Genomic DNA, 12363 nt, shown 5'->3' with positions numbered 1-12363 from the left:
GGTGGGGATCTTCTGCCCGGTCGACGGTGACCGGCTGGGGTGGTGTGGTCAGCGGATGAGGGCGTGCGCGGACGCCCAGGAACGGAGGGACGTGGCCAGCGGTTCGAGGAGGCCAAGCGGGTCGCCGGCGGTGACCCGAACGGCCAATGGGTAGCTGTGCTCCGCATCCTGCAGCTCGCGGAACGCCACCCCGGGCCACGGATGCACCGCGAGGGACTGCGGGACGAGAGCGACCCCGAGCCCACAGCTCACGAGTCCGAGCATCGCCTGCTCGCTGGTCACCCGGGAGGCGATGCGCAACGGGTTGCCCGACCGGAGGAAGGCACCCACCGTCAGATCGAACGCGAGCGGAGCGCGGCCCCGGTCGAAGAGCACCAGGGGATGGTCGCGCAGCTCGTCGGTGGAGATCGCCTCCCGGCCTGCGAGCTCGTGTCCCTCAGCGACCGCGACGCAGAGGCGCTCGCGGAAGGCGACCACGTGCCGGTCGCTGTCGGGGGACAGGTCCCGGAGCAGGGCGACATCGAGGTCGCCGTCGTCGACAGACGCCGTCAGGTCCGCGTTGCTCCCGTCTGACACGTCGACGGCGAAGGGTGCAAGCGCTTCCGAGCGGATGAGCGCGGGCAGCGCGCTGGCGAACAGCGAGCTGACCGAGCCGATACGCAGCACCCGTGTCGCGGGCTGCTCGCTGGCTGCCGACGCGAGGCGCTGGAGACCCTCGGCGCGGCGGCGGATCTCGACGGCCTCCGGGTACAGGGCCTCGGCGGCTGGCGTCGGCGTGACATCGCGGCCGCCACGTTCGAAGAGCGTCACGCCGAGCTGGCTCTCGAGTGCGGCCACGGCCTGGCTCACGGGCGATTGGGCCAGGCCGAGTCGTTTGGCTGCGCGTGTGAAGCTCCGCTCCGTGTAGACGGCGACGAAGCACCGCAGCTGCTTGAGGCTGATCTCGCTCATGCGGCGAACCGGTGCGGGGACAGGCGGGAGATGTCGAACTCGGGCGTGCGGTCCAGCGCGATGTCCGCGAGGAGGTCGCCGAAGGCGGGGGTGAACTTGAACCCGTGCCCCGAGTATCCAGTGCCGACCGTGACCCGGTCGCTGATCCTCCCGATGACTGGGGTCTTGTCGGCGGTGAAGATGTCGGCGTGCACGGAGTGCTTCGCGATCCCGTCCGGAAGTCCGGGGAGGAGGGTGTGGATGTCTCGCGAGATCTTCGCGCGTTCCGCGGCGCTCAACCGGCGTTCGAGGTGGCCGGGGGCATCGATGTCTCCCCACTTCGCGTCGTAGCCGGCTTTCACGAGCGAGCCGTCGAGCGTCGGGACGCCGAAGATGTGCACCGCGCCGTGGTCGCGGATGAACGCGGGGAAGACGGAGGGGGCGAAGTCGCCGGGGTTCTGCGGGGCGAACCAGGTGAGGGCGATGGGCTTGATCGTGAGGTGCCGGTCGAGGGTCGGCAGGAGCTTCGGGGTCCAGATGCCAGCCGAGACGATGACCTGCTTGGCCGTGAGCGTGCCCTCGGGGGTCACGACGCGGACAGCGTCACCGGTCTCCTCGACCGAGAGCACCGGCGAGTTGCCGCGGAGCTCGGCGCCGGCCGCGGTTGCGCGCCGTTGGATCTCGGTGACTGCCGATTCCGGTCGAAGCGCGCCGCCCAGCTCGTCGAGCACAGCGATCTCGTCGCTCAGCTCCTGGTGCTGCGGGTAGCGTGCCGCGAGTTCTGCGGTCGTGAACGTGGTGTGCGGGATGTCGGCCGCGGCGAGCGAACGACGGACCTGCTCCATGCGGGGGTCTGCCGGTGACCCGATCGAGAGCACCCCGGTCGGGTGGAAGATCGGAGCGAGGCTCTCGTCGGCGAGTTCCAGCCATGCTCGACGGGATGCGAGGAGCAGCGGCACGTAGTGGGCGCCCTCGTGGTACGCCGCGCGGAACAGACGGCTCTCGCCCGCGTAGGCCCCGTCGTCGTGGATGAGCGACTGCGCCTCGAGGCCGAGCACGCTCGCGCCGTTGCAGGCGAGGTTCCAGGACGCGTACGAACCGGCGGCCCCGAGGCCGATGACAATGACGTCTGCATCCATGCTGACGATCCTGCGACGATCTCGCCCGCGACACAAGACGTAAACCAGATGGGAGTCGAGAGTTTACAAACGAGAAACAGCTGACCGCCTCTCGGGTATCCGGCCCCGTGCGCGCACTCAGAGGTCCGACAGCGCCTTCGCGATGGCCAGGTGCATGGTCACGAGCGTCGGCCATCCCTCCTCGGCGACCTGGTGGGCGTTCAGCACGGCATGCGCGATGCACCACTCTCTTGCGTCGTCGAGGTCGATGCCGGCCTCGCCGCAGATGAGCTCGACTCGGCTCCGCACCTCGGCGTGCATGAGCGACCCGCCGCGGTAGTCCTCGACGCGGGTGCGCAGCGCCGGGTACACCTCGAAGCCGGCCGGACCCGCCACGGGCTTCGGGTCGATCGCCAGCCACGGCTCCCGACCCGCCGCGAGCACGTTGCCGAAGTGCAGATCCAGATGCAGCAGCCTCGGCTCGTAGGGTCTGGCGTCGAACGTGTCGAGCGCCCGGTCCACCCAGCGGCGGGGCACGGACGGCGGATGCGCACGCAGCGGCTCGATCCACCCGCGCGCCTCTGCGCGGAAGTCAGGAACCGAGTGCGGGGGAGCGACGTTCAGCCGACGCAGCAGGCCGCCGATCACGAGGCAGGCGTCGTCTGTCTCGATCGCGTGCAGGTCTCGACCGGAGTCGAGGGGCTCGAGAAGCAGCGCGAAGTCCGCGGGGTGGGCGGCCGCCAGCCGCACGATTCCTCCACCGTTCCAATGCCGCAGGCCGAGGTGCTCGGACGCCGCCTCCCGGTGCGGCCAGCTGAGCTTCAGCATCTGCGGCTCACCGCGCCGGGTGACCGGGATGACGATCGCGTTGTGCCCATGGCGGGCATCACCAGCCACCAAGAGATCCCAGGCGTCGAGCCGCTCGTCGATGAGCGAGGGCAGTCGGCGCAGCCAGGCGTCGCCGTCATCTCCGATGTCCGCGGGCCGCCCCGAGAGGCGCCGCACGAGGTCGTCCGGAATCAGCACTTTGCCCTCGCGTTCGACATGCGCCGAAGGTACACCAGTCTGCGCGCGCAAAAAGGCCCGAGCTCGCATTGCGAACTCGGGCCTGTCTGTCGGGGTAGCGGGATTTGAACCCACGACCTCTTCGTCCCGAACGAAGCGCGCTACCAAACTGCGCCACACCCCGATCGCTCACCGCCGAGCGGCGAACTCCCCAAGAGTACCCGAAGCTGGCTCGCGCCGCCAACCGAGGGCGCGAGCCACGGAAACTTCTAGGGGCCAGACGAGACGAACAGGCGAAGCTGCCCGGTCGGCTCGATCGGCGTACCCGTTGCAGGATCCGTGCGAATCACCTGGCCGCTCGGAACGGTGGCGCTCGCCTCGGAGATGACGGTCACTGTTCCGGTGAACCCTGCACCCGCCAGAAGCGAGGTCGCCTCGTCCTGCGTCTTCCCGGTCACGTCCGGAGCCAGCAGGCCGGTCGTCGAATCATCGGGGAGCGCGGAGGGGTGGATGGTGACGGTCGTCCCCTTGTCGACACGCGTGTTCGCGGTCGGCAGGGTGTTCGCGACGCTTCCGGGCGACTGGTCCGAGTCGACCGAAGGGCCGATCGAGACGCCGAAGCCGAGGCTCTCGAGCACCTGGCGCGCCTCTTCCGTGGAGCGTCCCGTCAGGTCTGGGATCGTGGCGAGAACCAGGGCGTCCTCATCCTCGACGTACTCGGGGAAGTCTCCACCCCCGTAGGTGCTCATCGCGTGCCCGATGATGTCGTTGAAGAGCACGTGACGTGTCTGGCTTCCCGCCGCGAGCGGCAGGTCGACGTCGTACATCGGCAGGAGGCCGTTGGCGTTGCCGACCCAGACAGCGAGGCCGACCTTCGTCGTCGCCCCGACCATCCACGTCTGCAGGCCGTTGTCGGTGGTGCCCGTCTTGCCGATGAGCGGCACGATGCCCGGGTTCGACCGGGAGCCGGTGCCCCCGTTGACGACGCCAGCAAGGGCTTCGTCGACGCCGGCCGCGACCTGCGGGGAGACGGCCTGGATGCAGCGTGACTTGGGCCCGGTGACCTCGGTGCCGTCGGGCAGCGTCACGCGGTCGATGCCCGTGGGGGAGCAGGAGACGCCGTTGTTCGCGAGGCCGGACATGACGGTCGCCATGGACAGCGGCGCCATCTCGTTGGCGGCGCCCAGGATGGCGGCGGGAACGGACTGGTTGATGGCCCCGTCAGCGCGGTGGCCGCCGAGTGCCATCGCGGTGTCGCGGATGCGGCACTGGTCGAGCCGCTCGGCCATCGTCACGTAGGCGGTGTTGATCGACGACGCCGTCGCCGACTTCACGGAGACGGTGCCGACGCGCTGGCCGCTGTCGTTGGTCGGTGCCCACGGGCCGTCGGATTCGGCCTCGCAGGTGTTGGAGAAGTTCTCCAGGTAGAAGGTGCGGTTCTGGCCGGGCACCGAGGAGTAGAGCGACTTGCCCGACGCGATCCACTCGGCGAGCGTGAAGATCTTGTACGTCGATCCGGTCTGGAAGCCGGTCGAGCCGCCGTACTCGTAGTCCGCGTTGTAGTTCACGGAGGTGACGCCGGGCTGCTCCTGGTTCTCTGCGACCTCGCTGAACTGGGTGTTCTGCACCATCGCGAGGATGCGTCCCGTACCGTTCTCGACCATGGAGGCGGCAGCGCCGAGATCGGTTCCCGGGTAGGTCGACGGCACGGCGTTCTGCATGGACTGCGTGGCCACGCTCTGCATGTCGAGGTCGAGGGACGTGTAGATCTTGTAGCCCTTGCCTGCGAGGTTGAAGTTGCGCTCAGCTTCGGTGGCGCCGAACGCCTCGTCTTGGAGCACGGACAGCTGCACGAACTTGCAGAAGTACTTGGCGTTGCCCTCCGCGAACTCGCAGCCGTGGTTCGGGTCCTTGACGTTCGGCTCGACGGGCAACGCGATGGTGGCTTCGTAGGTCGCCTGATCGATGGCGCCTTCCTCCATCATGCGCATGAGGATGTAGTCGCGGCGCTCCTTGTTGCCCTCGATGTTCTCTTCGCGGTCGAGGCGGTAGGCGTTCGGCTCCTGCACGATGGCGATCAGGCTTGCGGCCTCCTGCAGGTTCAGGTCGATCGCCGGCTTCCCGAAGTAGCGCTGGGCGGCCGACTCGATGCCGTACGTGGTGCCGCCGAAGAGGGCGATGTTGAGGTAGCCCTGGAGGATCTCGTCCTTCGAGTACTGCTGCTCGACGCCGATGGCGAGGCGCATCTCCTGCAGCTTTCGCCCCGTGTTCGGGTCGGTCGCCTCGATGTAGGCCTTCTCGCTCTCGGCGGGGTCGAGGATGGCCTCGGCCTCCTGCACGCGCACGTTGCGGACCCACTGCATGGTGATGGTGGAGGCGCCTGCGGAGGCGTCGCCGATGACGGACGTGACGAGCGCGCGGGCCGCGGAGATGACGTCGACGCCGTCGTGTTCACGGAAGCGCGGGTCCTCCACCGAGATCGCCGCGAGCGGAACCCATGGCGAGATCTTGTCGAGCGGCACCTCGACGCGGTTCTGGTTGTAGAACTGGGCGAACTTCACGTCCTGCCCGCCCTGCTTCGCGTAGAGCTCGGTGACCTGCTGGAGCTCGTTGATCTCCAGGTAGTCGGGGAGGCTCTCGAAGAGGTTGATCGAGCTGTTCTCCGCGATGTTGGCGACGGAGACGAGCGGAGTCACGAGCGCGGTGATCAGGACGGCGGCGAGGCCGCTCACCCCGACCAGGCCGAGGACGCGCGTCAACGGACCGCGCTTCCAGCTTCCACGTTTCTTTGTTGCCATGGCGTCACGATACCCGGGGTAGGAAGGTCAGGAGGGTCGCTTCCGGCGGGCACGCGAAACGCACGGGAGCGTAGATCGACGTGCCGAGGCCGGCGGAGACGTGGAGTGCGGCCGTGCGGCCGCGCGAGGTCCAGGCGCTCAGGCCCTTGACCTGCTCGCGTGGGATGTCGCAGTTGGTGACGAGTGCGCCGTAGCCGGGCACGCAGACCTGGCCGCCGTGGGTGTGACCGGCGAAGATCGCATCCGCGCCGAGGTCGACGAGGCCGCTGAGCACGCGCTGGTACGGGGCGTGCGCGAGCCCGATGGTGAGGTCCCAGTCCTGGCCCTCCGACGCTTCCCGCAGTGCTTTGCCCGCCGCCGCGAAGTCGTCGGCCTCGATATGCGGGTCGTTGACGCCGAAGAAGCGGATGCGCCTGCCGGCGACCTCGAGCACGGCCGCCATGTTGTTGAGCGGCGTCCATCCGAGGCGATTGAAGTGCCCGGTGAGGGTCTTCGTGTCGAGGTGCGGGGCCTTCTTCGCGACGTGCGCGGAGCGACCGAAATAGGTGAACGGGTTCTTGAGCACGGGGCCCAGGTAGTCGTTCGAGCCGTAGACATGCACCGAGGGGATGCCCTCGAACGGCTCCAGCATGTGCGCGACCGTGGGGATGGCGTCGACGTGACCCAGATTGTCGCCGGTGCCGACGACGAGGTCGGGCTTCAGCGCGGCGAGGCCTCGCACGAAGTCCTGCTTCTTGCGCTGCCACGGCGCGACGTGGAAGTCGCTGAGGTGCAGTACACGCAGGGGGGCCGAGCCTGGCGGCAGGATGCGCGACTCGACGCGGCGCAGGCGGAAGGCCCGGCGCTCGATCATCGTGCCGTATACGGCGGTCGCCGCCCCCACCCCGAGAAGGGTGAGGGCGACGGCGCTTGCGGCTCCGAGAGATGAAGAGCCTGGTCCGAGTCGGGAAGGTCTCCCGGAGCTCGAGGTGGCGACAGGATTCGCCATGGTGGAACTCGTTTCAGTCAGTGCGATGACCCGTTAGGGGCCGGAAGAGACGTAGACCTGGATGGACCCGGTGCGCTCGAGCTCCGCGCCGGGGGCCGGGTCGGTGCGGATGACCTGCCCGCTCGGGACGGTCGCGCTCTTCTCGGTCAGGATCGCCATCGTGCCGTTGAACCCCAGTTGGGAGAGGGTCGACTGCGCCTGTTCCTGGGTCTGGCCCGCGAGGTCGGGGGCGGCGAGGGCGTCCGACGTCGGCGCGGTGTCCGGTCCGCGCGACGGGTTGATCGTGATCGTCGTGCCCTGCGTGACGCGCGTGTTGGCGCTCGGCAGCGTGCTCGCGACAGTCCCCTCGGGCTGCTCGGACTCGACGGGGTTGCCGACCGAGACGCTGAAGCCGAGCCCCTCGAGCGACGTCTTCGCCTCTGCCGTCGACTTGCCGGCGAGGTCTGGGACCGTCACCTGCTCGTTCTGGACGGCGCTGCCGGTGGGCTCGGGGAACGAGTCGCCCCCGTAGACGCGCATCGCCTGCGCGATGACGTCGTTGAAGATGACGTGACGGGTCTGGCTGCCGACGGCGCGGGGCAGGTCAACGCCGTACATGGGCACCTGGCCGCTCGCGTTGCCGACCCAGACGGCGAGGCCGACCTTCGAGGTCGCGCCGACCATCCACGTCTGCAGGCCGCTGTCCGTCGTGCCGGTCTTGCCCATCAGCGGTGCGATGCCGGGGTTGGACGCGCTACCGGTACCGCCGTTTGCAACGCCCTGGAGCGCCGAGGTGACTCCCGCGGCGACCTCGGGGGTGACTGCCTGGTTGCATGTCGACTTCGGTGCCTCGAGGGCGGAGCCGTCACGCAGCGTGATGCTGTCGATGGCGATGGGCGAGCAGGTGACGCCGCCGTTCGCGAAGCCGGCTACCGCGGTCGCCATGGAGAGCGGCGCGATGGTGTTCGTGCCGAGCACGGCTGCCGGGTTCGACTCGTTGACCGCGCCGTCGGCACGGTGCGCGCCCATGGCCATGGCCGTGTCGCGGATGCGGCACTGGTCGAGCTGCTCAGCCATCGCCACGTAGGCCGTGTTGATGGACTGCGAGGTGGCCTGGCGGACGGAGACGTTGCCGACCTTCGCGCCACCGTCGTTCGTCGGCGACCAGGAGCCGCCGTCGGCGCCGAGGCACGAGTTCTGGAAGTTGATGAGGTTGAAAGCGCGGTCCTTGCCGTTGACCGACGAGTTGAGCGACTTGCCCGATGCGAGCCATTCGGCGAGCGTGAACATCTTGTACGTCGACCCGACCTGGAAGCCGGTGGAGCCTCCGTACTCGTAGTCGGTGTTGTAGTTCACCGAGGTGTAGCCGGGTTGGGCAGCAAGCTCCTCGGTGTCGCCGAAGGCGGTGTTCTGCACCATCATGAGCACGCGGCCCGTGCCCTCCTCGACCATCGAGGCAGCTGATCCCATGTCCATGCCCTCGACGTACGCGGGAACCGCGGAGGCCATCGAGGCCTGACCCTGCGCCTGCATGTCGAGGTCGAGGGTCGTCTTGATCTGGTAGCCCTTGGTCTGGAAGTTGAACTGCCGCTCTTCGTAGGTCTCGCCGAAGGCCGGGTCCTGCACCATGATGAGCCGGACGTAGTCGCAGAAGTACTGCGCGTTGCCCTCGGCCGCGCCGCAGCCGTGCCTCGGCTCGGTCGGGCGGGGCTCGACGGGCGTCGCGATGGTCGCCTCGTAGGTCGCCTGGTCGATCGCGCCTTCCTCCATCATGCGCATGAGGATGTAGTCGCGGCGGATCTTGTTCGCCTCGATGTTCTCTGGCACGTCGAGCCGGTAGGCGTTGGGCTCCTGCACGATGGCGATGAGGCTCGCCGACTCCTGCAGGTTCAGGTCGAGCGCCGACTTGCCGAAGTAGCGCTGCGCCGCAGACTCGATGCCGTACGTCGTTCCGCCGAAGAGGGCGATGTTGAGGTAGCCCTGCAGGATCTCGTCCTTCGAGAACTGCTTCTCGACGCCGATCGCGAGGCGCATCTCCTGGAGCTTGCGGCCCGTGGTGGTCTCGGTCGCCTCGAGGTAGGCCTTGTCGCGCTCCTCCTGGTTGGGGATCGCCTCGGCCGTCTGCACGCGCACGTTGCGCACGTACTGCATGGTGATCGTGGATGCACCCGCCGCGCCGTCGCCGATGACGGACTGCGCGAGAGCTCGTGCCGCGGAGATGACGTCGACGCCGCCGTGCTCACGGAAGCGCGGGTCTTCCACCGAGATGGCCGCTGCTGCGACGTACGGGGAGATCTGGTCGAGCGAGACCTCCTCGCGGTTCTGGTTGTAGAACTCGGCGAACTTCTGTCCGTTGGAGGCATACAGCTCGGTCTTCTGCTGCAGCGAGCCGATCTCGAGGTACGTCGGGAGGTTCTCGAACAGCGAGATGGTGCTGTTCGCGGCCACACCGGTGACGGCGATGAGCGGCGTGATCATGGCCGTGACGAGCACGCCCGCGACTCCGCTCATACCGAGCAGCCCTAGGAGGCCGCCCAGAATGTTGCGTTTGGGCGCCCCTGGATTCGTGACAGACATAGGATCAAGGGTAAGTCACACCCGCTCTCGGCGTCTTCAGGAGTGTTCAATGAGAACCCCATGAAGCGCCTGAGCGCTCACGCACAGGAGGACGTCCATGCAGAAGTGGGAATATTTCATCACCCCGCTCCCGTTGCACACCCCCACTGTCATCCTCAACAACTGGGGTGCTCAGGGCTGGGAACTGGTCCAGGTTTCCACCAATGCTGAGGGCGGCTCCGTCGCCTACATGAAGCGTCCGATCGCGGGGGAGCAGTCATGAGCCAGGTCGAAGAGCGTCTCGGCGCGATGGGGATGGCGGTGCCGCCCGTCGCAGCTCCCGTCGCCGACTACGTCCCGGCCGTCGAGCACGGCGGTCTCGTCTACACGTCCGGCCAGCTGCCGTTCATCGAGGGCGCGATCCCCGAGAAGGGCAAGGTCGGCGCCGAGGTCCCGCGCGACGATGCGATCGAGTTCGCCGCCTTCGCCGGCCTCAACGCGCTCGCCGCCATCAAGTCCGTCATCGGCGACCTCGACCGCGTCACGCGCGTCGTGAAGGTGACGGTCTACGTCGCCTCCGCTCCGGACTTCACCGAGCAGCCCCTGGTCGCCAACGGCGTCTCCGAGATGCTCGGCCTCGCGTTCGGCGACGCCGGCAAGCATGTCCGCGCCGCGGTCGGCGTCGCGGTGCTGCCGCTCGACTCGCCCGTGGAGGTCGACCTCATCGTCGCCTACGAGTAGCGAGCTCGTTCGCGAGCATCCGCACACCACGAAGCCCTGCATCCCTCTCCCGAGAGGTGCAGGGCTTCGCTCGCCTCGCCCTGCGGATCAGTCGTCGTCGGCGGTCCCGGATGCGACACCCGCGGAGATCGCGGACATCACGGACGCATCCGTGAGGGTCGTCGTGTCGCCCACGGCCTTGCCGTCCGCCACGTCTCGAAGCAGGCGGCGCATGATCTTGCCGGAACGCGTCTTCGGCAGCTCGGCAACGACGTACACCTGGCGCGGCCTGGCGATCGCGCCGATCTTCGTCGAGACGTGCGAGCGCAGCACCTGGGGTGCGTCCGACGCCTCGATCTCGGCCTTCTTGCTCTCCTTGAGCACGACGAACGCGACGACCGCCTGGCCTGTCGTCTCGTCGCTCGCTCCGACGACCGCCGACTCGGCGACGAACGGGTGGTCGACGAGCGCCGACTCGATCTCCGTGGTCGAAAGTCGGTGCCCGGAGACGTTCATGACGTCGTCGACGCGACCGAGCAGCCACAGGTGGCCGTCCTTGTCGACGCCCGCGCCATCGCCCGCGAAGTAGCGCCCGGGGAACTGCGACCAGTACGTCTCGATGAACCGCTCGCGGTCGCCGTAGATGCCGCGCGCCATGGAAGGCCACGGCTCGGTGATCGTGAGCAGCCCCATCTCGCCCGGGTCGACCCGCTCGCCCTGGTCGTCGACGACCTCGACGACAACACCGGGCACCGGCACCTGGGCGGCACCGGGCTTGAGCGCCACCTGGCTGGGGATCGCGGAGATCATGATGGCCCCCGTCTCCGTCTGCCACCACGTGTCGACGACCGGCACCCGGTTGCCGCCGATGACCTCCCGGTACCAGGCCCACGCCTCAGGGTTGATCGGCTCGCCCACCGAGCCGAGGAGGCGGATCGACGAGAGGTCGTACTTGGCGGGGATCTGCCTGCCCGATTTCATGTAGCCGCGGATCGCTGTCGGTGCCGTGTAGAAGATCGTGACGCCGTAGCGCTGGATGATGTCGAACCAGCGGCCGAGGTCGGGGGTGTCGTGCGTGCCCTCGTACATGGCCTGCGTCGCGCCGTTGGCCAGGGGCCCGTAGACGAAGTAGCTGTGCCCCGTCACCCAGCCGACGTCGGCCGAGCACCAGTACACGTCCTGCTCCGGCTTGAGGTCGAAGATCGTGCGGTGCGTGAACGAGGTCTGCGTGAGGTAGCCGCCCGTCGTGTGCAGGAGGCCCTTCGGCTTCCCCGTGGTGCCCGAGGTGTAGAGGATGAACAGCGGATGCTCGGCGGGGAACGGCTTCGCAACGTGCTCGTCGCCGACCTGCGCGATCTCCTCGTCCCACCACAGGTCCCGGCCCGGCGTGAGTGAGACCTCGTTGTCGGCACGACGCACGACGAGCACGTGCTCGACGGTGTGTCCCTCGGCCTCGAGCGCCGCATCCACGGTCTCCTTGAGTGGGAAGATGCGGCCCTTGCGGATGCTGCCGTCGCTCGTGATGACGAGCTTGGCGTTCGCGTCCTCGACGCGGCTGCGGATGGAGTCGGCGCTGAACCCGCCGAAGATGACCGAGTGCACGGCGCCGATGCGTGCGCAGGCGAGCATCGCGACGACGGTCTCGGGGATCATCGGCATGTAGATCGCGACGACGTCCCCTGCCGTGACACCGAGGCTCTCCAGGAGGTTCGCGGCGCGCTTGACGTCGCCGAGGAGGTCCGAGTACGTGATGGTGCGCTTGTCGCCGGGCTCACCCTCCCAATAGATCGCGACCCGGTCGCCGTTGCCGGCGAGCACGTGGCGGTCGACGCAGTTGAAGCTGGCGTTGAGCGTGCCGTCGCCGAACCACTTCGCGAACGGGGCGTCGCTCCAGTCGAGGACTTCCGTGAAGGGGGTCGACCAGTGCAGCTCCCTGGCCTGGTCGGCCCAGAAGCCGAGCCTGTCCTCCTCGGCCCGCGCCGCGAGGTCTGCTGGCACGGGGGAGGAGGCCGTGAACTCGTCGCTTGGCGGGAAGGTCTCGAGGTCTTCCAGGAGGTGTTCGATCTTGTCAGCCACCACAGGTCCTTTCGCGTCATTGCGATCCGGCACCGCCTCAATGCGGCGCAGCGTGCCAGAAGTCTACGGAGCCAGCATGTGCCGCGACTCCCGCCTTTCGGGGGGAATGTCCGCGGGCTTCCCGGGGCCACCTCGCTTCGGGGAGCACGTGAACCCGAACTTGTGCCAGCCGTGGCGCAGTCCATGCCACGCG

At 68.3% G+C, this 12363-nt stretch carries 9 protein-coding genes and 1 tRNA gene; 2 read left to right on the top strand and 8 right to left on the bottom strand.

The genetic code is table 11. The annotated features are described in order from the left end of the window. Positions 1-48: 48 nt before the first annotated feature. The 7 genes from C5B97_RS18020 to C5B97_RS15330 all read right to left on the bottom strand — a co-directional run bounded on the left by C5B97_RS18020 (position 49) and on the right by C5B97_RS15330 (position 9395). Positions 49-951: a LysR family transcriptional regulator gene (locus tag C5B97_RS18020; protein WP_104312874.1), complete on the bottom strand. Its 903-nt coding sequence runs from the start codon at positions 949-951 to the stop codon at positions 49-51. After that, a complete protein-coding gene (solA, locus tag C5B97_RS15355) occupies positions 948-2069 on the bottom strand; it encodes an N-methyl-L-tryptophan oxidase (protein WP_104312873.1) in 1122 nt (373 codons plus the stop codon). The genes C5B97_RS18020 and solA overlap by 4 nt, the downstream gene beginning before the upstream one ends. 117 nt (positions 2070-2186) lie before the next feature. After that, a complete protein-coding gene (locus C5B97_RS15350; protein WP_181027040.1) occupies positions 2187-3074 on the bottom strand; it encodes an aminoglycoside phosphotransferase family protein in 888 nt (295 codons plus the stop codon). Positions 3075-3163: 89 nt separating this feature from the next. Next, positions 3164-3237, bottom strand: a tRNA-Pro gene (locus C5B97_RS15345). Positions 3238-3322: 85 nt separating this feature from the next. Continuing rightward, positions 3323-5851 (bottom strand): transglycosylase domain-containing protein, encoded by a 2529-nt coding sequence (locus C5B97_RS15340; protein ID WP_104312871.1) that lies wholly within the window; start codon positions 5849-5851, stop codon positions 3323-3325. 4 nt (positions 5852-5855) lie between these two features. Beyond that, the gene (locus C5B97_RS15335; protein ID WP_146080837.1) at positions 5856-6839 is read right to left on the bottom strand and encodes a metallophosphoesterase; all 984 of its coding nucleotides are present in this window, start codon (positions 6837-6839) and stop codon (positions 5856-5858) included. Between the two features lie 33 nt (positions 6840-6872). Further along, entirely contained in the window at positions 6873-9395 is a 2523-nt protein-coding gene (locus tag C5B97_RS15330; RefSeq protein ID WP_104312869.1) for a transglycosylase domain-containing protein, read from the bottom strand. Between the two features lie 97 nt (positions 9396-9492). Here C5B97_RS15330 and C5B97_RS18015 point away from each other — a divergent pair, with 97 nt between their 5' ends. Continuing rightward, entirely contained in the window at positions 9493-9657 is a 165-nt protein-coding gene (locus C5B97_RS18015) for a hypothetical protein (protein WP_167516566.1), read from the top strand. After that, positions 9654-10115: a RidA family protein gene (locus C5B97_RS15325; protein ID WP_104312868.1), complete on the top strand. Its 462-nt coding sequence runs from the start codon at positions 9654-9656 to the stop codon at positions 10113-10115. Before C5B97_RS18015 ends, C5B97_RS15325 begins: the two co-directional genes overlap by 4 nt. Before the next feature lie 87 nt (positions 10116-10202). On the opposite strand, the gene acs is transcribed toward C5B97_RS15325, so the two are convergent. Next, complete coding sequence (gene acs / locus C5B97_RS15320; RefSeq protein WP_104313031.1) at positions 10203-12170, bottom strand: acetate--CoA ligase; 1968 nt, start codon at positions 12168-12170, stop codon at positions 10203-10205. Positions 12171-12363: the final 193 nt, after the last annotated feature.

The sequence above is a fragment of the Pseudoclavibacter sp. RFBB5 genome (genome assembly GCF_002931555.1).
In the GTDB taxonomy this organism is placed as follows: Bacteria; Actinomycetota; Actinomycetes; order Actinomycetales; family Microbacteriaceae; genus Pseudoclavibacter.
The sequence above is the reverse complement of the archived record's forward strand: the minus strand, read 5'-3'. Positions and strand labels throughout refer to the sequence as shown.

Coding starts and splice junctions, on each gene's coding strand:
- C5B97_RS18020 (WP_104312874.1), bottom strand. CDS start 951: ATGAGCGAGATCAGCCTCAAGCAGCTGCGGTGCTTCGTCGCCGTCTAC.
- solA (WP_104312873.1), bottom strand. CDS start 2,069: ATGGATGCAGACGTCATTGTCATCGGCCTCGGGGCCGCCGGTTCGTAC.
- C5B97_RS15340 (WP_104312871.1), bottom strand. CDS start 5,851: ATGGCAACAAAGAAACGTGGAAGCTGGAAGCGCGGTCCGTTGACGCGC.
- C5B97_RS15335 (WP_146080837.1), bottom strand. CDS start 6,839: ATGGCGAATCCTGTCGCCACCTCGAGCTCCGGGAGACCTTCCCGACTC.
- C5B97_RS15330 (WP_104312869.1), bottom strand. CDS start 9,395: ATGTCTGTCACGAATCCAGGGGCGCCCAAACGCAACATTCTGGGCGGC.
- C5B97_RS18015 (WP_167516566.1), top strand. CDS start 9,493: ATGCAGAAGTGGGAATATTTCATCACCCCGCTCCCGTTGCACACCCCC.
- C5B97_RS15325 (WP_104312868.1), top strand. CDS start 9,654: ATGAGCCAGGTCGAAGAGCGTCTCGGCGCGATGGGGATGGCGGTGCCG.